The sequence below is a fragment of the Arthrobacter sp. NPDC089319 genome (assembly GCF_040684925.1).
In the GTDB taxonomy this organism is placed as follows: domain Bacteria; phylum Actinomycetota; class Actinomycetes; order Actinomycetales; family Micrococcaceae; genus Crystallibacter.
Window position 1 is genome coordinate 1 of record NZ_JBFBGZ010000010.1, and the last position, 18,790, is coordinate 18,790.

Annotated in this window: 19 protein-coding genes; 17 read left to right on the forward strand and 2 right to left on the reverse strand. The window is 63.7% G+C overall.

Annotation, left to right across the window (positions count from 1 at the left end; all coding sequences use genetic code 11):
- The 4 genes from AB0N75_RS14655 to AB0N75_RS14670 all read left to right on the forward strand — a co-directional run.
- The coding region (locus AB0N75_RS14655; protein ID WP_364651304.1) for a zinc-binding dehydrogenase at nucleotides 1-694 on the forward strand (694 nt) is incomplete at its 5' end.
- Between the two features lie 68 nt (nucleotides 695-762).
- The gene (locus AB0N75_RS14660) at nucleotides 763-1,785 is read left to right on the forward strand and encodes an LLM class flavin-dependent oxidoreductase (RefSeq protein WP_364651307.1); all 1,023 of its coding nucleotides are present in this window, start codon (nucleotides 763-765) and stop codon (nucleotides 1,783-1,785) included.
- Nucleotides 1,786-1,804: 19 nt separating this feature from the next.
- Nucleotides 1,805-2,446: an NAD(P)H-binding protein gene (locus tag AB0N75_RS14665; protein ID WP_364651310.1), complete on the forward strand. Its 642-nt coding sequence runs from the start codon at nucleotides 1,805-1,807 to the stop codon at nucleotides 2,444-2,446.
- A gap of 291 nt (nucleotides 2,447-2,737) precedes the next feature.
- Nucleotides 2,738-3,802: an Abi family protein gene (locus AB0N75_RS14670; RefSeq protein WP_364651313.1), complete on the forward strand. Its 1,065-nt coding sequence runs from the start codon at nucleotides 2,738-2,740 to the stop codon at nucleotides 3,800-3,802.
- A 150-nt stretch (nucleotides 3,803-3,952) separates the two neighbouring features.
- On the opposite strand, the gene AB0N75_RS14675 is transcribed toward AB0N75_RS14670, so the two are convergent.
- Nucleotides 3,953-4,903: an NAD(P)-dependent oxidoreductase gene (locus tag AB0N75_RS14675; protein WP_364651316.1), complete on the reverse strand. Its 951-nt coding sequence runs from the start codon at nucleotides 4,901-4,903 to the stop codon at nucleotides 3,953-3,955.
- 97 nt (nucleotides 4,904-5,000) lie between these two features.
- On the opposite strand from AB0N75_RS14675, the gene AB0N75_RS14680 reads away from it, so the two are divergent.
- Together AB0N75_RS14680 and AB0N75_RS14685 are read left to right on the forward strand one after the other, a co-directional pair.
- Nucleotides 5,001-6,212, forward strand: a complete 1,212-nt coding sequence (locus tag AB0N75_RS14680; protein WP_364651319.1) for a mandelate racemase/muconate lactonizing enzyme family protein — start codon at nucleotides 5,001-5,003, stop codon at nucleotides 6,210-6,212.
- 71 nt (nucleotides 6,213-6,283) lie between these two features.
- On the forward strand, nucleotides 6,284-7,030 hold the full coding sequence (locus tag AB0N75_RS14685) for a GntR family transcriptional regulator (protein ID WP_364651322.1): 747 nt from the start codon (nucleotides 6,284-6,286) through the stop codon (nucleotides 7,028-7,030).
- Here AB0N75_RS14685 and AB0N75_RS14690 read toward each other — a convergent pair.
- Nucleotides 7,009-7,818: a fumarylacetoacetate hydrolase family protein gene (locus AB0N75_RS14690; RefSeq protein WP_364651325.1), complete on the reverse strand. Its 810-nt coding sequence runs from the start codon at nucleotides 7,816-7,818 to the stop codon at nucleotides 7,009-7,011. The two genes, AB0N75_RS14685 and AB0N75_RS14690, sit on opposite strands and share 22 nt — an antisense overlap.
- Before the next feature lie 274 nt (nucleotides 7,819-8,092).
- Between AB0N75_RS14690 and AB0N75_RS14695 the strand changes: the two genes are divergently transcribed.
- From AB0N75_RS14695 to AB0N75_RS14745, 11 genes are all read left to right on the forward strand, one after another.
- Nucleotides 8,093-9,091, forward strand: a complete 999-nt coding sequence (locus AB0N75_RS14695; RefSeq protein WP_364651328.1) for a tripartite tricarboxylate transporter substrate binding protein — start codon at nucleotides 8,093-8,095, stop codon at nucleotides 9,089-9,091.
- Nucleotide 9,092: 1 nt separating this feature from the next.
- A complete protein-coding gene (locus AB0N75_RS14700; RefSeq protein WP_364651331.1) occupies nucleotides 9,093-9,596 on the forward strand; it encodes a tripartite tricarboxylate transporter TctB family protein in 504 nt (167 codons plus the stop codon).
- Between the two features lie 23 nt (nucleotides 9,597-9,619).
- Nucleotides 9,620-11,221, forward strand: a complete 1,602-nt coding sequence (locus AB0N75_RS14705) for a tripartite tricarboxylate transporter permease (protein WP_364651334.1) — start codon at nucleotides 9,620-9,622, stop codon at nucleotides 11,219-11,221.
- On the forward strand, nucleotides 11,218-11,610 hold the full coding sequence (locus AB0N75_RS14710) for a universal stress protein (RefSeq protein WP_364651337.1): 393 nt from the start codon (nucleotides 11,218-11,220) through the stop codon (nucleotides 11,608-11,610). Before AB0N75_RS14705 ends, AB0N75_RS14710 begins: the two co-directional genes overlap by 4 nt.
- A 225-nt stretch (nucleotides 11,611-11,835) precedes the next feature.
- A complete protein-coding gene (locus AB0N75_RS14715) occupies nucleotides 11,836-12,621 on the forward strand; it encodes an IclR family transcriptional regulator (protein ID WP_364651340.1) in 786 nt (261 codons plus the stop codon).
- 200 nt (nucleotides 12,622-12,821) lie between these two features.
- Nucleotides 12,822-13,580, forward strand: coding sequence for a ribonuclease activity regulator RraA (locus AB0N75_RS14720; RefSeq protein ID WP_364651343.1), 759 nt, complete (start codon nucleotides 12,822-12,824; stop codon nucleotides 13,578-13,580).
- Nucleotides 13,577-14,083, forward strand: a complete 507-nt coding sequence (locus AB0N75_RS14725; RefSeq protein ID WP_364651346.1) for a nuclear transport factor 2 family protein — start codon at nucleotides 13,577-13,579, stop codon at nucleotides 14,081-14,083. The genes AB0N75_RS14720 and AB0N75_RS14725 overlap by 4 nt, the downstream gene beginning before the upstream one ends.
- 102 nt (nucleotides 14,084-14,185) lie before the next feature.
- On the forward strand, nucleotides 14,186-14,689 hold the full coding sequence (locus AB0N75_RS14730; RefSeq protein WP_364651349.1) for a nuclear transport factor 2 family protein: 504 nt from the start codon (nucleotides 14,186-14,188) through the stop codon (nucleotides 14,687-14,689).
- Nucleotides 14,690-14,698: 9 nt separating this feature from the next.
- Nucleotides 14,699-16,222 (forward strand): aldehyde dehydrogenase (NADP(+)), encoded by a 1,524-nt coding sequence (locus AB0N75_RS14735; protein WP_364651352.1) that lies wholly within the window; start codon nucleotides 14,699-14,701, stop codon nucleotides 16,220-16,222.
- 29 nt (nucleotides 16,223-16,251) lie between these two features.
- Nucleotides 16,252-17,562, forward strand: coding sequence for an enolase C-terminal domain-like protein (locus AB0N75_RS14740; protein WP_364651355.1), 1,311 nt, complete (start codon nucleotides 16,252-16,254; stop codon nucleotides 17,560-17,562).
- Nucleotides 17,563-17,584: 22 nt separating this feature from the next.
- On the forward strand, nucleotides 17,585-18,532 hold the full coding sequence (locus AB0N75_RS14745; protein WP_364651358.1) for an AEC family transporter: 948 nt from the start codon (nucleotides 17,585-17,587) through the stop codon (nucleotides 18,530-18,532).
- Nucleotides 18,533-18,790 lie beyond the last annotated feature (258 nt).

Below are 18,790 nucleotides of genomic sequence, written 5' to 3' on the forward strand. Positions count from 1 at the left end.
TGTGGGCGACCGCGTCTTCGGCGTCGTGACCAAGCCTTACCTCGGCGACGGCTCCTTGGGCGAGTACGTCACCGTGCCCGTCCAGGTCGGAATCGGCAAACTCCCCGACACCGTTGACTTCGTTGAGGGTGCGGCCCTCGGCCTTGCCGGCACCGCCGCGGTCGACGCGGTCGACGCGGCCGGCATCGAGCCGGGAGCCACCGTGCTCATCGCGGGAGCTACCGGCGGTGTCGGTCAGCAGGCGCTCCAGCTCGCTGTCGCCGCGGGCGCGCATGTGATCGGCACGGCCAGCTCCGAGGAAGAGAAGGACCTTGTCACCGGGCTCGGCGCAGCCGCCACTGTTGATTACAAAGCCGACGCCGCCGAACAGGTGCTGGGCAACCACCCCGACGGCATCGATGTCGCCTTCGGTTTCGCCGGCGACCCGTCGGCCCTAGTGCCGGCGGTGAAGCAGGGCGGACGGCTCGTCTCCACCCTCATCATGAGCCCGGACGACATCCCCGCCGACGGCGTGCAGGTCGTGGCCATCTACGCCAACCCCGCGCCCGAGACCCTTGAACGCCTGGCCAGGAACCAGGCCGACAAGAACACCACCGTCACCGTGCAGCGGACTTACCGTCATGAGGAAGCGGCGCAGGCATTCGAAGACTTCGCCGCCGGCACCCGCGGCAAACTCGTCGTCACCCTCGCCTAACAACGACCGCCAATCACGGGGTGCTGCAAGCGGCCAGCCCTTGCAGCACCCCGGACCGAAGGAAACCCATGGAACTCGGAGTCTTCTCCCTCAGCGACATCAACCCGGAAAGCCCGGACAGCGCGGCCAGCCGCATCGACGACATCATCGACTACGGTGTCCTCGCCGAACGGCACGGCCTGGACGTGTTCGGTATCGGCGAGCACCACAGCGCACCCTTCGCCGTGTCCTCCCCCGCCGTAGTGCACGCAGCGATCGCCAGGGCAACCACCAAGATCAAGCTGACCACCACCGCAACCGTTCTGAGCGTGCTCGACCCGGTGCGCGTCTACCAGGACTTCGCCACACTGGATCTGATCAGCCACGACCGCGCCGAAATCATCGCCGGACGCAGCGCCTTCGCCGAACCCTTCGCCCTCTTCGGCGAGGACATCAGCCAGCTCGACGACCTGTTCGCAGAAAAGCTCGAACTGCTGCTCAAGATCCGCAGCGAGGACCCCGTCACCTGGTCCGGCCGCTTCCGCACCCCGCTGCACCATGCCGAGGTCAGCCCGCGGGCAACCGGTGTCCTGCCCGTCTGGGCGGCCGTCGGAGGAACCCCCGCCAGCGCCGAACGCGCCGGCCGGCTCGGCCTTCCCATGGCGTTGGGCCTCATTGGCGGGAACCTTGGCCACGCCAAGGCGCTGGTCGATCTCTACCGCGCCGCCGGCCGGAGTGCCGGGCATCCCGACGAGCGGCTGCAGGTCGGCATCACCAGCCACTTCTACATCGGCGAAACGGCGGAGCAGGCCTACGAAGAGTTCTACCCCTACTACGAGCGCTACCTCGCACCACGGAACAACCGCGGACGCGGATGGGACGTGGACAAGCAAACGATGCTCGCCTTTGCCGCCCGTGGCGGGGCGCTCATGGTAGGCGGCCCCCGGGAAGTCGCGGAGAAAATCCTTGACCTCAAAAGCGAACTCGGCATCGACCGCTTCCTCGGCCAGGTCGACCTCGGCGGCCTGCCCACCGAGATGGTCCGCGACTCCATCGCCCGCTTCGGCGACGTCGTCGCCCCCGCCATCCGCCACGTCCACGCCACCACCTAAGCAACAGGAAAGCACACTCATGAACGTCACCGTCTTCGGCGCCACCGGCGCCATCGGCTCCCTCACCGTCAATGAACTGATCTCCAACGGACACACGGTCACCGCCTACGCCCGCAACGCCGCCAAAATCCCCACCAGCTGGGGCGTCAAGGTACGCGTCGTCATCGGGGAGATCACCGATAAGACCAAGATCGACCAAGCGGTCGCCGGAGCCGACGCCGTCATCAGCGCCCTCGGGCCGGCCATGGACCGCAAAGCCCAAGGAACCCCGCTCATAGAAGGCAGCCAGCACATCTTCGACGCGATGAACACGCATAACGTCGCACGCTTCATCGGGCACGCCACGCCCGCCGTGCTCGACCCGCACGAGAAGCCGACCTTCACCACACGGATCGCCACGTTCCTGCCCCGCACCTTCATGCCCCGCGCCTACGAAGAAATCACCGGCATGTGCCGCATCATCATGGACTCCGACCTTGATTGGACCATCGTCCGGTTCCTGACACCGAAGCACACTCCCAAGCAGGACCGCGTCCGCGTCGGGTTCTTCGGTACCGACAAGATCGGCTTCCCGGTCAGCCGCGCCGACATCGCCGCCTTCACCGCCGCCCAGATCGACGACGGCACCTACCTCCGACGCGCCCCCGCCATGAGCAACTAAAAGTTCGGAAGCACCAGGGCAGCCCGACCAATCCCTTCCGACGCCCACCACCGGGAAACCGGTCCAGGAAGTGCGGCGCTGGCGGTAGCTGGCGGGGAACTTCCGATAGGTGGTCGTCGAACGAGCATCGCCGACAGCGTCGCATCTGCTTCGCGGCGGTGTTTGACTCCTACCGATATCGACGTTCAGCCGCTTGTCAGCCGACTGTGCTAGGTTCTACTTATCAGACATCGCCCCCCTCTGAGCTTCGGCTCAAGGGGGCGATTTTCATTGTTCGATATTCGGTGATGCGTGGAGTATACGAAGGAATTCAAAGAGCGCCACGAGCTGATTCAGCAGCTGGAAGTCCGCGGCCTCGCTATTCCTGACCGCGCCGCGGCGCTCAACTTCCTCACGCGGGTCGGCTATTTCCGTTCAGGCGCTTACCGATACGTCTTCCGGCAGCTGCTTCCGGCTGACCAGATCAATGAACGACTGCACCAGTACCGGTCAGACGACTACATACCCGGTGCGAGTATCGAGCATGTCATGAAGCTGGAAGCGTTCGATTTCAAGTTAGCCCGGGTCTGCCAGGAGGGCCTGCTGGACTTCGAGGTTCGATTGAGGGCTGCAATTGCCCACACGCTCGCGGCAAGAAACGTTGCTGCCCATGCTTCCAAGGATTTCCTGGATGCGCAGAGCTGCGATAAGCCAAGCGGCGACCGTACGAAGTTTGACGCGTGGAAGGTGACCTGGCAGGAAGCGGTTCGTTCCGGTGCCGAGGACGAAGACTTCATCAAGCACCACCTGTTGAAGTATCCGCAGCAATCTGTACCTATTTGGGCTGTCACTGAGGTGCTGAGTTTCGGGAATTTGCCGTTCCTCTTTGACCTCATGCAGACGCCGGATGCGCGCGAGGTGGCCCGCATGTTTGGGTTCGTCCACCCCCGAGCCTTTGGTGCTGTGCTTCGCATGATGGTCGATTTTCGAAACGCATGCGCCCATGGCTCCCGTCTCTTCAATCGAGCCTTCAAACGAGCGCTCTCGCTCAGGGCGCACGAGACTAGTGGCGACTTGCTTAAGCACCTGCTCGAGCCAGACTTCACGGCCACGCCGAAACCGCATCAAAGGGTTTATATCTACGCGGCCGCTCTCGCATTCATGCTCAGGTCACACACGAGCGGCACTGGCTGGCATTTGACCTTCAAGACTCAGGTCAGAAAGCTCAATATCGAGCTTCAAGCGCCAGATGGGTCTCAACTCATCTCCCCACACGTGAGCATGGGATTCCCCGCCCAATGGGAAGAGCTGGACATCTGGAAGCCAACGGCACTGAAGGGGAACCTTTTTACGGACTCTTCGTCAGTGCGCGAATAACTGTCGAGTGACAAACGCCGATAACAGCGCTTACGAGGGCCCTGGCTACTGAGGCATGTCTGATTTAACCGAGCCCGCCCTCTCCGTCAGTTTCAGGAGTCACTCCCCGCGTCTCTGACGTCGACAGCGCCCCCCCCACGTCACTTGGCCCTAGTAGCCCGCAACGGTATCAACGGTTCCACTAAGTACTTCTCCCTGCATCAGGCGTCTCACGTTCTCCGTGATTCGTGCCGCTAACAGTGGGCGAATCATGTCGACGGTGTCGGCGGTGTGGGGCGTGATGAGGCACTTCTGTTCGCGCCAAAGTCGATGCTCCTCGGGCAGCGGCTCGGGATCAGTGACGTCCAAGGCAGCTCCCCCGATTAGGCCCGCTGCCAATGAGTCGGCGAGAGCTTCCGTATCAACAAGTCCGCCCCGCGCCACATTCACAAGAATTGCGTCACTTTTCATTCGGGCCAGCTGCGCTCGACCTATAAGTCCGCGCGTTCCCGCGGTCTGTGCCGCTGCAAGGAGGACCACATCTGCTTCCACCAAGGAGGCCTCGAACTGGTTGGGAGCCACGGTTTGATCTGCGCCATGGACACTGGTCGGGCTGCGGCGCACGATGGTGACATGCGCGCCGAGACACTTGTAGAGCCGAAGGGCCTCGAGCGCGACTCCGCCCGCGCCAACAATGGTGACGCGGAGATCGTGGAGGGAACGGCCCCCGGGGTGTCCCCAGGTTGTTGCCCGAATCCGCTCTGGGAGGTTCCTCAGCAAGGCAAGTGTCAGCGCCAAGGCGTGTTCGGCTACAGGTTTGCCGAATGCACCTTTGGCGCTGCTCCAAACGACTTCGGGGTGCTTCGCGAATAGATCCGCGTAATCCTCGACCCCTGCCGATCGAAGTTGCACCCAACGAAGGCCGGGGTGCTCGGCAAGTACGACGGCAACATCGGCGGGGACCGCCTTCAAATCAAGTACCAGTCCGTCAGGCCCTTTCTCATCCGTACCGGAGGTCCAAGATATGCCTCCGCCTTCGCTTATTGCTGCTTCGATCCAGTCGACCGGCTCAGGGACGACCAAGATGCGGGCAGCATCGGCTGGAGCAAAGTCGGTATCCATAAGTCCCTCCCCTGGGAAACAAACACTTCCCCTCGGCACTCCACAGTTGTATGATGTTTTACGGTAATTGTATTACTTATATTCTTGGAGGCATCAGATGAGCAGCAACACATTTCTGGATCTCACCCACGCCACGGAGACGTCCGAAACCAACGAGCGGCATTTCGCAGGGCTGGGCCGGGGGGCAGCCAGCACCGACGCGATCAGCCGCATTGACCTTTCCTTGGCTTTCTTGCCCTTAGCTGCGCCAATCAGTGATGCGAAGGTCCTCACGGGGCGGCAGAAGCCCTTGACTGAGATCGCCTTCCTGTTCGCGGAGATCACGACCGAGGAGGGGCACACAGGCGTCGGCTACAGCTATTCCAAGCGCGCGGGCGGTCCGGGACAGTTCGCCCACGCCAAGGAAATTGCCCCTGAGCTCATCGGCGAGGATCCCAGCGACATCGCCCGCCTCTGGACCAAGATGGTCTGGGCTGGCGCCTCCGTCGGGCGTTCTGGCCTCTCCACCCAAGCCATCGCGGCAATCGACATCGCCCTGTGGGATCTGAAGGCAAAGCGAGCCAAGCTTCCCCTGGCAAAGCTGCTCGGCGCACACCGCGACTCCGTGCAGTGCTACAACACTTCCGGCGGTTATCTATCGATGTCGATCGACGAGATCCGCGACAACGCGAAGGCCTCGCTGGAGCGCGGCATCGGCGGCATCAAAATGAAGGTAGGGCAACCCGACACCCTAGTCGATCTCCGCCGGGTGGCGGCCATGCGTGAAACCGTCGGGCAGGACTTCCCCCTAATGGTCGACGCCAACCAGCAGTGGAACCGCAGCACCGCGATCCGCATCGGCCGCGAACTGGAGAAATTCGACCTCACCTGGATCGAAGAGCCTCTGGATGCTTACGATGTAGAAGGGCACGCGGCCCTCGCTCGCGAGCTGGCCACGCCGATCGCCTCGGGCGAGATGCTCACCAGCCACGGTGAACACATGGAGTTCATCAACCAGCGGGCCCTGGACTTTATCCAGCCCGACGCCCCCCGCGTCGGTGGCATCACCCCTTTCCTGAAGATCATGCGCGCCGGCGAAGACGCCAAGATGCGCATGGCCCCACACTTCGCCATGGAGATCCACCTTCACCTCTCGGCCGCCTACGAGATCGACCCCTGGGTAGAGCACTTCGAGTGGCTTGAGCCCCTGTTCAACGAACGGCTCGAGATCCTCGACGGCCGCATGTGGGTCCCGTCGACCCCGGGTCTGGGCTTCTCCCTCAGCGAGCAGGCGCGCGCCTGGACGACCGAGCGTTTCACCGCGCAGTAATCAGTCACAGCTAAGGTGGGGTTGCGGCACTAGCCGCAAACCCCACCCAAGTGTCTTCGCGAAAGGCGCAGATGGCATCCGCTACCGACCCCAAATCCTCACCCCGCACCGGGAACCTCGCGCAGCGTCTCGTTGTCGAGCTGACGGAGCGGATCCGCGGCGGCAAGCTCATGCCTGGGATGCAACTGCCCACCGAGGGGGCAATGGCTGAGGAATTCGGAGTCAGCCGGACCGTCGTCAGGGACGCCACGGCGCAGCTGAAGGCCGCGGGGCTTGTGGAGAGCCACCGCGGGCGCGGGACGTTCGTGCTAATGATGCCGCAGACCTCCGCGGACGGCCCGCTAAGTCCAGCCACCAATCGCGCCGAGGTGGCTGACCTGTTGGGCTTCCGCATGGGCGTCGAAGCGGAGGCGGCTTCCCTGGCTGCATCCCATGCGACAGACATGCAGCGCGTGCGCATAGGGCAGGCCGCCGACTCTTTTCGGACAGCTGTTCCGCACTCAGCCGAAAGCCAAAACGCCGATTATGAATTCCACCGGGCGGTGGCCCTCGCTTCGCGCAACCGCCATTTCCCTGAGCTATTGGACGGCCTTGGGCCGGCCATGATCGCTTTCCCGGCGTTCCGCCTCGGCGAGGCGGACTCCAAGGAAGGCACCCGCGCGCACGAAGTAATTGCGGCGGAACACGCCGCGGTCGCCCGGGCCGTGACGGACGGTGACCCGGAAACAGCGCGGGCGGCCATGCGCCTGCACCTGGCCAATTCACGTCGGCGGATCCTGCACGCGGGCGACGGGGGTCAGGGGCCGGCCACCACCTGATTCCGCAGCTTTCCGACACCGTCGACCTCCACAACCATTTCACTTCCTGGCCACACGAAGCGTGGGGGATTCATGAACCCTCCGCAACCCGACGGTGTGCCCGTGAGAATGATGTCACCGGGCTCCAAGGTGAAGTACCGGCTCAGGTACTCGATCAGCTCCGGCACCCTGAAGAGCATGTCCGAGGTGTTCCCGTCCTGGACCAGTTCACCGTCGATCCAGGTACGGATGCCCACGTCATGCGGGTCGGCAATCTCGTCCCTCGTCAAGGCGACGGGACCCAGGGGGCAGAACGTGTCCAGCCCCTTGCCCCGCACCCACTGAGGATCGGCGCGCTGGACATCCCTGGCGGAGACGTCGTTGGCACCCGTATATCCCCACACGAAGTCCATGGCTTCCTCCGCGGACACCCGGACCGCCCTCCGGCCTATGATCACGGCCAGTTCCCCTTCCCAGTCGACCTCCTGGCTGACTTCGGGGTTCGCGACGACGACGCCGTCCGGTCCGGTGACACTGTTGGCAAGCTTGGGGAAGAGGTAGGGCTCGGACGGCAGGGGAAATCCCATCTCCTCGATGGTTTGCCGATAATTCAGCCCGATGCCGAAGATCGTCCCCCCGGTGTAGGGCGCCAGGAACCTTGGGCTGGGAACCAGGGCGGCGCCCTGCCGGGCGGTAGCGTCCGCCCCCATGTAGATCGCCGGCAGGTCCTGATCTGTCTCCACCCACCCCTGCTCAACTTGCATGGCCGTGTAGTGGCGCCCCTCGTGCTCGACATATGCAAATCTCATGAAATCCTTCCCTGAACCCTCGCGCGAGATCTTTACAGTCCCGGTAATCGGGAAGTTGTCTCGAATATGTAAATCTCGGGAAACACTATTGGCATCTGTGATGCGAATTACGTAGCATCTAATCTAGCAAATATCCCAACTAACAGGAGTTCATCCCATTAAATGGGACAAAACTTCAGAACGCCGGCTAGGTTCATCGTCGACCATGCCAGCAGGCCGGTTATTGAGCCCAAGCACCGGCACTCACAACACACTCAACCCAAGGACAACAGCCATGAATCAGCGCATCATCAACCGCCGTACGCTTCTGGGTTCCGCGGGAGTCGCCGTCCTATTAGCGACCACCGCCTGCGGCGGTGTCCAGGGAACCAACGCCTCCGCCGAGTACCCCACGAAGGCCATTGAGTTCATCGTTCCGCTCGCCCCCGGCGGCAGCACGGACACCTTGTCCCGCGCATTGGCTAAGTCGCTCTCCGAAGAGATGGGCCAACCCGTCGCGGTCATCAATAAGCCGGGCGCGGGTGCCACCGTGGGATTGAAGGAGCTTAAAAACGCCAATCCTGACGGCTACACAGTCGGCCTGATTCCGACCTCTACGCTGGCGGTGCGCCCGCTGTCCATCAAGGACTCCGACCCCATCGCGGTGGGGGACTTCAGTGTCATCAAGGGTTTGACCACCGAAGACGTAGTCCTTTACACCTACGCCGGCAGCGAGTACAAGACCGGTGAGGATGTCGCGGGCCTGAAGGGCAAGAATGTCAAGTACGCTTCCTCCGGGCCGGGCACAGTGACCGGTACGGCACAGGCGCTCTTCTTCCAGGCCGTCGGCGCGGAAGCGACGGGCGTTCCGTTCGACGGCGGGGCGCCCGCCAAGACGGCCGTGCTCGGCAAGCAGGTCCCATTCGGGGCGGGACACCCCGGCGAGATCGCCGAAGAGGTCAAGGCAGGGACCTTGGTGCCCCTGGTCGTGTTCTCGAACGAGAAGTCGCAGTACCTGCCCGAAGTCACAACCTCGGCCGAGCTGGGTGTGGACATTGCCATGGACCAGCGCCGACTGTTCGGCGCACCGAAGGACATGCCCGCCGACATCCTCGAGAAGCTGGTGGCCGCGACCGACAAGGCCATCGAGAGCGATGAGTACAAGAAGGTGCTTGAGCAGGGCTACTTCACGCCGCTGGTGCAGGACGGCGATACCGCGGCCGGTGAGGTAGAAACCCAGCTTGCCAACTACCGCACCCAGGTCGATGCGCTGGGCGTCCAGCTGGGCGGCTGACATGTCGGAGAAACGAATGCCGGAGGTGGCGGCAGCCCACGAGGAACCGGACGAGCCGGTAGCAGAGGCGGCCGGGAACATATCGGCCATGCTCTCGGCCGTTATTCCACTGCTGCTCGGGATCGGCATGATCGCCTTCGCGCTGCAGCTGCCGCTGGGCTCCGTGTCCACGCCAGGTCCCGGACTTTGGCCGTTGATCTGCGGATCCGGTGTCGTACTCTCCTCGGGGGCACTTCTCTTCCACGCGCGCCGGATCGAACACCCCGAACGGTTCACCTGGAACGTTTGGTCTGTTGGTGCGGGGCTGGCGTCGCTGGCCGCCTTCACCTTGCTGATGCCGTTCGCCGGATTCGAGATTCCGCTGTTCCTGCTCTTCTTCGTCTGGCTCAAGTTCCTCGGCGGCGAGAGCTGGAGGCTGTCTGGCACCGTGGCCTTGGCCGCGACCATCGTGGTCTACGCCCTGTTCATTCTCGTGCTGAAACTTCAGATCCCGCACCTCATCTAAGGCCGATGCACTGTTAGGAAACTATGGACTTCTTACAACCAATGCTCGACGGCTTCCAACTGGTCATCCAGCCGTCGAACCTGATGTTTTGCCTCATCGGCGTACTCATCGGCATGTTCATCGGCGTGCTTCCCGGGCTCGGTCCGGTGGCCACCATCTCCATTCTTTTGCCCATCACGTACACGATCGATCCCGTTCCCGCGGTAATCATGCTCGCGGGCATCTTCTACGGCGCCCAGTACGGCGGTACGATCACCTCCGTCCTTCTGCGGCTACCCGGCGAGACAACCTCCGTCGTCACCGTCCTGGACGGGTACCAGATGGCCAAGCAGGGACGGGCAGGTTCGGCACTGGGCATCGCAGCCATCGGATCCTTCATCGGCGGGACCGCGGCGCTGCTCGGGCTAACGTTCCTGGCACCGGTGGTCTCCTCGTTCGCCTTGGACTTTGGGCCACCGGAGTACGCGGTGCTGGCGCTGCTGGGCATCCTCCTGGTCTCGACCCTCGGGACAGGATCCGTCGTCAAGTGTCTGGTCATGGCCTGCATCGGGCTGTTCCTGGCCACCGTCGGCCTCGATCCGGTCTCGGGCGACGGCCGGTTCACCGGCGGATTTAGCCAACTAGGCGACGGCATCGACTTCGTTCCCCTGGCCATGGGCGTCTTCGGGCTTGGAGAGATTCTGTACAATCTGGAGCAGCGCGCCCACGGCAGCGCAACGATGATGAAGTTTTCCAACGCCTACATTTCAATGAAGGACTGGGCCGAATCGAAGTGGGCCGTCCTCCGCGGCACCGTCCTCGGCTTCCTCATCGGCATTTTGCCCGGTGGCGGCGCGGCCCTGTCCTCAATGCTTTCCTACGCCGTGGAGAAGAAGGTCGCGAAGAATCCCAAACGGTTCGGACGCGGTGCCATTGAAGGTGTTGCCGGCCCGGAAACTGCCAACAACGCCGCGGCTACCAGCTCCTTCATCCCGCTGCTGACGTTGGGCATTCCCGCCAATGCGACCATGGCGGTCATCTATGGCGCGCTGCTGATCCAAGGCATCGCACCGGGCCCCCAGCTGATCAGCGAGCACCCGGACGTCTTCTGGGGCGTGATCAACTCGATGTGGATCGGAAATGTCTTCCTGCTCATCCTGTCCGTCCCGCTGATCGGCATCTTTGTCAGGCTCCTGCGCGTGCGTGGAACGGTCCTTGCGCCAATCACGGTCACCGTCACGATGATCGGCGTGTTTACCGTTAACAACAGCCTCTTCGATATGTGGCTGGTCCTGCTCTTCGGCGTCATTGGATACCTAATGAAGAAGGCCGGTTATGAACCTGGACCGCTAGTGCTGGCTTTCGTCCTAGGCTCCATGCTTGAGGTCGCGACACGCCAGTCGCTGCTAATGTTCGACGGCAACGTCGCCGGATTCGTGGGACGCCCGATCTCAGGCGTTCTCCTGGCCGCCATGGTCCTGACCGTGGCACTTCTGCCAGTACTCAAGAAGCTCCGCGACCGGCGCGTGGCCATCGAAACCATCGTCGAGGACGGTACAAATGTTCCCGCCGACGCCTTCGGCCCGAGCACCACTTCCGCCCCGTCCCGGACGGGCCAGCCCGCACCAACCGAGGAGAAGAAATGACCATTATCGTCGCCTACACCCCGGATGAGCCTTCGCGGCACGCACTTCGCTTCGCTGCCACCGAGGCACAACACCGCGGCGAACCGGTCGTCGTCGTGAACTCCTCCCGCGGCACCGCCCCCGTCGACCGGCAGCTAGCGGAGGAGAGCGATCTCGAGCAGATCCGATCCATGATGGCATCGGCCAATGTGGCGCACAGCATCGAGCAACCGAACCGCGGCAACGATCCGGTGGAGGAAGTCCTGGCGGCCATCGACAACCACAAGGCCTCCATGGTCGTGATCGGCACGCGCAAGCGCAGCCCTGTGGGCAAACTCCTTCTCGGGAGCACCGCCCAGCAGATCATCCTCCAGTCGGAAGTCCCCGTAGTGGCCGTCAAGCCCGTCTAGGCCGCAGGAACTGGCCTGTCATTCCCCCAGGGGCACGGCAGGGGCTTCCACAAGGGCCGCCCTTTGAGCACGAGAAATGCCGGAGGGAGGCCTTTATTGCACGTCCCGATTACCGGGACTAGGCTCCTGATAAGGGAGACGGACAGCGGTAGACGAGGCTTCGGCGGGAAGCCCCGGGCTTGGCATGGCAGGCTCCTCACCCAAAACCAGCGAAAGGAACGACGCATGGCGGCATCAGGCAGGGGGTCGCTCGACCGCGGTCTGGAACTATTCAATTACCTGGCCCAAACGGGTGGAGCGAGTACACCGGATCTCATGCAAGCCATGGGTATGAGTCGAAGCGCGATCTACCGCCTCGTCGAGCGCCTCCAAGACGAGCAGTACATTGTCCAGTCACCCGGTGGACAGTGGAGACTGGGGCCCTCCATCGCCAGATTGGCCATGGCCGCAGCACAATCCGTTGAAGTGCTGGACGTGGCGCCCGAGATGCTGCGTACCCTTGCCCAACAAACGCGTGAAAGCGTCAGCCTCGGCGTCCTCAGCGGACACGAGATCGTTTTCGTCTACCGCGAGCTTGGCCCCCAGTCCGTCAGCGTGAGCACCCAATTGGGTGCACGCCGCCCACTGCACGCCACCTCCATCGGCAAGGCGTACCTGTCAGGGCTCGACGACAGGGAACGGGCAGGGCTGCTGCGGCAACTCACGCTCTACGCACACACGGCCAACACCATCACCTCCCGACAGGAACTCGAAGAAGACCTGGCACGGTCGGCCGAGCGCGGCTGGGCCGAAGAACACCAGGAGTTCGACCTCTCCAGCACGTGCTGCGGCGCCCCTATCTTTGACCATACCGGGCAGGTCGTCGCCTCGATCAGCGTTGCCGGCCCCGCGTCCCGTATGCAGGCCCAGACTGAGATAGTCGGGCCCCTCGTCGCCGCAACCGCCTCTGCGATTTCGCGCCGGCTCGGGTACGAGCCGCCCAATACGCAGCCGCAGCCTGCCGCCGGCTAGCTCCTCCCGCCGCCGTCCTTCGCGAGCCGCGGCGCACCCTTCCCTGGTGCGCCGCGACTCTCTTTTTCCCTGGACACAGGGATCAGGACAGATTCCTTCGTCATCTTCCTGAGACGCATGGCACATCCGACCAAAAGATGTCATAATTTCAGTAATTGGGAATGCGTCCCACTTATTGGGACTAGACGGATTGGATGGGCATGTCAGACCAGCAGCAACCCCCTCTCGGAGACGACGTCTTTGAGCTCCTCTCCCGCGTGAGCACCTCCACGCTCGCCACGCAGCTCTTCAAGAAAGGGATCCGCCAGCCCTTCATGGTGGGGCTCAGTCCTGTGGGGGACCGCTTTGACGGCTTCGTCGGCGAGGCCTACACGATGCGCTTCATTCCGGCCCGTGAAGACATCGATCCTTTGGACGACCCCTACCGCACCGGCAACGTCCTCCAGTGGGAAGCCGTCGAGCAGGTTGGCCGCCGGCAGGTCATCGTCGTCGACAGCCGAGGCGACATCAGCGCGGCATCCGCCGGAGACATGCTCATCACCCGTGCCATGAACCGCGGCGCCGCCGCTTTCGTCACCGACGGCGCGCTGCGCGACGGACATGCGGTCTCTGAAATGGGTTTCCCCGCCTACGCGAAGTGCATCACGGCCACGACCCGCCCGGCATCGTTCCACGTCGCCGAATTGCAGGTGCCCATCGGATGCGCAGGCGTTGCCGTCTATCCGGGGGACATTTTGGTGGGCGACCGCGACGGCATCATCGTTGTGCCACGCGCCCTCGCCGCCGAGCTCGCCGCCCCGGCCGCTGACCAAGAAGCCCTGGAACAGTACCTCCACAGCCGGGTTCGCGGCGGCGAATCCCTTTGGGGGGTCTACCCGCCCGACGAAAGCACCTTAAACGACTACCGCATCTGGCAGCAAGAACAGCAACGCACCGACATTGAAAGGGTGGAAGCATGACCCGCTTCGCCGACCTTCCCCGCGAGGAACAGCGCCGCCGCATGGAGGAGACCGTCCGCACCTACTTCGACGGCTGCAACGAAGCCGACGTGGACAAGATGTCCTCGCAGTTCACAGACAATGCCGTGCATTACTTCCCGCCCGGACTCGACGGCCCCTGGATCGGCGCCCGTGCCATCGCGGAAAACTGGCGCCGATTGGTTATGACCATTGGCTCCGCCTGGTCCATCGAGCGCATCATCGGCGAGCCCGAATCCCTCCAGGCGGCCATCGAGTGGACACATTGGAAGACGGCTCTGGGCGGCTATCTGCGTGGGGATGAGTGGTACAAGTTCGATCCGGAGACCGGGAAGATCACCGAGATCCGCGCCTTCTACGCTTCCTCGGCCGACGGGCGCGAGGCGCTCACCCTCGAGGGCTACGACTACGAGGCCAACCTGTACCAGATGGACACCCCTGTCCCCCGGCCGCATCCCGACGCCGTCGCCGCCCGCGCCAACTAGTCACGTGGTCATATGCGCCCACGAGGTGCTGAGGCCGACCCCTCGCGGGCGGTCCAACAGCCACGAGGAACAGCACGTCAACGACACCGAAAGAGTGAAGACATGACCCGTTTCGCAGATCTCCCGCGGGAGGTACAACGCCGGTTGATGGAAGAGACCATCCGCACCTACTTCGACGGCTGCAACGAAGCCGACGTCGACAAGATGGCCTCGCAGTTCACAGACGACGCCGTGCATTACTTCCCGCCCGGACTCGACGGCCCCTGGATCGGCGCGCACACCATTGCCGATAACTGGCGCCGCCTGACGATGACCATTGACTCCGCCTGGTCCATCGAGCGCCTCATCGGCGAACCAGAATCCATGCAGGCAATCATCGAATTCACTCACTGGAAGCCCGCCCGCAACAGCTACGTGCGCGGTTCCGAGTGGTACAAGATCGATCCCGAGACCGGCAGGATCGCGGAAATTCGGGCCTTTTACGCTTCCGCCCCCGACGAGCGGGAGGCCAACACACTTCAGGGCTACGACTACGAGGCCAATCAATACCACATGGCGCCCCCGGTCCACCGGCCACACCCCGAAGCCGTCGGCTACTCGAACTAGGAGGACCTCATGACCGCTGTCGCCAGCATCAACCCAATCACCGGTGAAACCACCGCCGCCGTCGCCGAACCGACCTCGCCAGACGAGGTCGCCAGGATCGTGGCACGCGCCGCCGCGACCGCTCCCCTCTACGCCGCCCTGCCCCGGAACGCCCGCAGCGCATTTCTACGCACCATGGCCGACGAACTCGAGGCGGCGCGCGACGATATCGTTGCCCTGGCTCACCGCGAAACCGGCATCCCCGAGGTCCGCCTGAACGGCGAGCTGACCCGCACCTGCTACCAGGCGCGCTTCTTCGCCGACGTCGTGGACGAGGGCGGCTACCTCGAGGCGACCATCGACAACCCCGGCGACACTCCCATGGGACCGGGCCCGGACCTGCGCCGCATGCTGGTGCCCCTCGGGCCGGTGGCCGTCTTCGGTGCGAGCAACTTCCCTCTGGCCTTCTCCGTTCCCGGCGGAGACACGGTCTCCGCCCTTGCCGCTGGGAACCCCGTCGTGGTCAAGGCCCACGGCTCGCACCCCGCACTGTCCTTGCTCTGCTACGACATCCTCGTCACCGCCGTCCAGAAAAGCGGCGTCCCCTCGGGCACTGTCGGCATCGTGTTCGGCACTCAGGCCGGTGTGGACCTCGTCGCCCATCCGGCAATCCGCGCCGTCGGCTTCACCGGATCGCTGAACGGCGGCCAGGCGCTGATGGACATCATCACCTCGCGCGATGAGCCCATCCCCTTCTACGGCGAGCTGTCCAGCCTCAATCCGCTGGTCGTGACCGATCAGGCGGCGGCCGCCCGCGCCGACGAAATCGCCGAGGGTCTCGTGGCATCCGTGACGGTGTCGGCCGGGCAGCTGTGCACCAAGCCCGGCGTCATCTTCGTGCCGCGCGGCGGGCACGGCGACGCCCTCGTGAACAGAATCCGTCACCTGGTGCAGGATTCACCGGCCGCCGTGTTGCTCAACGGTCGGATACACGCCGCGTACAACGAGCTCCATGCCGACCTCGGCGCCCTGCCACAGGTCACCTCCCTCGCCCAAGGACTGGACGCACCGGAGAAGGGGTTCTTCGTCAGCCCACGTCTTCTGGAGGTGCAGGCCGAGGATCTCACCGGCGCCGAGCTGAACGAATGCTTCGGCCCTTCCGCTGTCGTCGTCCGCTACGCTCCGGAGTCCATCGACCGCGCCCTGGAGCTGCTGCCTTCCTCGCTCACCGCAACCATCCATGCGGAAGACGACGAGGCGGAGCTCGTCGAAGAGCTGTCCGGGCGCCTTCTGCCCCTCGTTGGACGACTGATTTTCAACCAGTACCCCACCGGCGTACTGGTTTCCTGGGCTCAGCACCACGGCGGACCATGGCCGGCGACGAACGCCCTGCACACCTCCGTCGGGGCAACAGCCGTCCGCCGTTTCCTGCGCCCCCTGGTCTGGCAGAATGCGCCCCGGCACGTCCTCCCGGAGGAACTACGCGACGAGGCCGGGGACATCCCCCGCCGCGTCGACGGCCAACTACGGCAGCCTGCCTCCGTCTCCGTCTAAACAGTCCCCTACGCAAGGAAACGACGCCCATGGCCAATCCGGCTTTCACAGTCACCAACGTCACCGTCACCCCGATCCTCATCCAGGACGCGCCGCTGCTGAACCTGCAGGGCGTCCACCAGCCCTACACGCCGCGCGTCGTCGTCCGCGTCGAAACGCAGGGAGGGGAATACGGGGTAGGTGAAACATACGGCGACACCGAGATCATCGAATACCTAAACCTCTTCGCGACCCAGCTCAAGGGGCTGACCGTCGACCAGTCCCAGACCCTGTGGCAGGTCGCCGAGAAGGTCCTCACACCCCACGCGATCCACGCCATCGACCCTGGGCTCGTCAGCGGCAAGCTCTCCCGTCAAGTCACCGGGGACAATACGCTGGCTAAGGTGCACAACACCGCGGTTTCCGTCTTTGAGGTCGCTTTCCTCGATGCTCTCGGCAAGTTGACCGGCCTGCCCGTGCACACCTTCCTGGGCGGCAAGAGCCGGAACAAGGTCGAATTCGCCGCGTACCTGTTCTGGAAGTTCGGCGCGCACACCGGCGCAAGCGACCCGAGAGACAACTGGGGCGAAGCCGTGGACGAAACCGGCATCGTGCGTCAGGCCGAACTCTTTGTCGAGCGGTACGGGTTCAAATCCATCAAGCTCAAGGGCGGATACCACGACCCTGACACAGAGGCTGCGGCGATCAAGGCCATCAAGAAGCGCTTCCCCAACCACCCCGTGCGGCTCGACCCCAATGGCATCTGGTCTGTGGAAACCGGCATCCGCATTGCCCGCGACCTGGACGGCGTCGTCGAGTACCTCGAAGACCCGACCATGGGACGTCAAGGCATGGCCGCGGTCCACAACACTACCGGAGTCAAGCTGGCTACTAACATGTGCGTCACCTCGATGGACCAGATCCCCGAGGCCGTCTCCCTCGGCTCGACACAGGTCGTTCTCTGCGACCACCACTACTGGGGCGGGCTGCGGGCCACCCAACACCTCTCGCGCATCTGCCACGCCTTCGGCATGGGCATGTCCATGCATTCCAACACTCATCTCGGCGTGAGCCTCGCCGCGATGCTCCACGCCGCCGGCGCCGCCGAAGGCGACCTCCATGCGTGCGACACCCACCGGCCATGGCAGACCGAGGACATCATCACCGAACCCCACCGGTTCATTGAAGGAGCACTCACCGTTCCGGACGCGCCCGGTCTCGGGGTGGAGATCGACGAGACCGCGCTCAAGGCCCTGCACGAGCGGTGGCTCGACATGCCCGAAATGCGGATCCGCGACGACGTCGCCGCCATGCGCGCGTTTGTCCCAAACTGGGAGAAGCCCCAGGCCCCCCGCTGGTAGAACGCTCACGGAAAGATGATCAATGCAAGGGGTCTTACTCGGCTTCGCGGTGGTCGCCGCGCTGATACTCGTCGGCGTGGCGGCCGCGGTCGCCTTGCGGACCCGATCCGGCGAAATGCAGCGCGGACTGGGGTCCGTAACCTACTACCTGGCCGGGCCGGCGCTGATGTTCATCCTCACCGCCGAGGCCGACCTCGGCGCCGTTGCCACCGTCTACACGCCGATCGCTCTGCTCGCCGCAGCCATTGGGGGAATGCTATACGCGGTGTTCGCCAGGCTCGCGCTACGACGCAAGCTCGAACGCTGCCTCGTGGGGGCGATGGCGTCCACCTACGTCAACGCCGGTAACATCGGCGTGCCGATCGCCCTCTATGTGGTCGGCAGTTCTGCCCCCGTCGTCTCCGTGCTGCTCGCCCAACTGCTCGTCATCGCCCCCGGCTACATGGTCCTGTTCTCGTGGTGCGCCCGGCGGCGGGACCTCGCCGGGGACGCCAGCCCTTCCCCCGTGTGGTGGCCCATCCTGAAAGCAGTAGCCAACCCCATGACCATCGGAACGGGAGCCGGCGTCGCAGTCGCGGCCCTCGGAATCCATCTACCCGAAATCGTGTGGGAACCCATCCGGATGCTGGGCGAAGCATCAATCCCACTCCTCCTTCTTGCTTTCGGGATGAGCATCCCTGGCCAAAGGCCATTCCGCCAAAAGAACGTCTTGCCGGACGTACTGTGGGCATCCATCGTCAAACTTGCGGCGATGCCGGTCATAGCCTGGGCCCTGGGACGTTTTGCATTCGGGCTGGATGGAGTCCCGCTGCTAGGCGTCACCATCATGGCGGCACTCCCCACCGCTCAGAACGTCTTCCTTTTCGCCAGCCAGTTCGGAATGCCTGTCGTCCTGGCCAGAGACGTCATTCTGGCCAGCGCCGTTTTATCCCTTCCAGCTGTTCTTGTCGTGACACTCCTTACTTCATGATTACTCCCCCAGACCGCTTGGCAGAGTGCGGAGAAATAAGCGAGGAGCGGATCCCCGCACGTGGAATGGATTTGCGCAGTACCTAGCTGTCACCAGGCTCGCGTGGGTTCAGATCCGTGGACATGACCGTATACCAACTCCGCCACAGGATTCGGCTATCACCCGGAGCCCAGCGCAGTCGGCCATATTCATGCCTCTTAAAGCAAGAACTACATCGTTCTCTAACCGTGAAACGCCGATAACGGCGCATATGCCGTA

Excerpts from the sequence above, each read along its gene's own strand:
- AB0N75_RS14660 (WP_364651307.1), top strand. The coding sequence starts at position 763 with ATGGAACTCGGAGTCTTCTCCCTCAGCGACATCAACCCGGAAAGCCCG.
- AB0N75_RS14665 (WP_364651310.1), top strand. The coding sequence starts at position 1,805 with ATGAACGTCACCGTCTTCGGCGCCACCGGCGCCATCGGCTCCCTCACC.
- AB0N75_RS14675 (WP_364651316.1), bottom strand. The coding sequence starts at position 4,903 with ATGGATACCGACTTTGCTCCAGCCGATGCTGCCCGCATCTTGGTCGTC.
- AB0N75_RS14680 (WP_364651319.1), top strand. The coding sequence starts at position 5,001 with ATGAGCAGCAACACATTTCTGGATCTCACCCACGCCACGGAGACGTCC.
- AB0N75_RS14685 (WP_364651322.1), top strand. The coding sequence starts at position 6,284 with ATGGCATCCGCTACCGACCCCAAATCCTCACCCCGCACCGGGAACCTC.
- AB0N75_RS14690 (WP_364651325.1), bottom strand. The coding sequence starts at position 7,818 with ATGAGATTTGCATATGTCGAGCACGAGGGGCGCCACTACACGGCCATG.
- AB0N75_RS14695 (WP_364651328.1), top strand. The coding sequence starts at position 8,093 with ATGAATCAGCGCATCATCAACCGCCGTACGCTTCTGGGTTCCGCGGGA.
- AB0N75_RS14700 (WP_364651331.1), top strand. The coding sequence starts at position 9,093 with ATGTCGGAGAAACGAATGCCGGAGGTGGCGGCAGCCCACGAGGAACCG.
- AB0N75_RS14705 (WP_364651334.1), top strand. The coding sequence starts at position 9,620 with ATGGACTTCTTACAACCAATGCTCGACGGCTTCCAACTGGTCATCCAG.
- AB0N75_RS14710 (WP_364651337.1), top strand. The coding sequence starts at position 11,218 with ATGACCATTATCGTCGCCTACACCCCGGATGAGCCTTCGCGGCACGCA.
- AB0N75_RS14715 (WP_364651340.1), top strand. The coding sequence starts at position 11,836 with ATGGCGGCATCAGGCAGGGGGTCGCTCGACCGCGGTCTGGAACTATTC.
- AB0N75_RS14720 (WP_364651343.1), top strand. The coding sequence starts at position 12,822 with ATGTCAGACCAGCAGCAACCCCCTCTCGGAGACGACGTCTTTGAGCTC.
- AB0N75_RS14725 (WP_364651346.1), top strand. The coding sequence starts at position 13,577 with ATGACCCGCTTCGCCGACCTTCCCCGCGAGGAACAGCGCCGCCGCATG.
- AB0N75_RS14730 (WP_364651349.1), top strand. The coding sequence starts at position 14,186 with ATGACCCGTTTCGCAGATCTCCCGCGGGAGGTACAACGCCGGTTGATG.
- AB0N75_RS14735 (WP_364651352.1), top strand. The coding sequence starts at position 14,699 with ATGACCGCTGTCGCCAGCATCAACCCAATCACCGGTGAAACCACCGCC.
- AB0N75_RS14740 (WP_364651355.1), top strand. The coding sequence starts at position 16,252 with ATGGCCAATCCGGCTTTCACAGTCACCAACGTCACCGTCACCCCGATC.
- AB0N75_RS14745 (WP_364651358.1), top strand. The coding sequence starts at position 17,585 with ATGCAAGGGGTCTTACTCGGCTTCGCGGTGGTCGCCGCGCTGATACTC.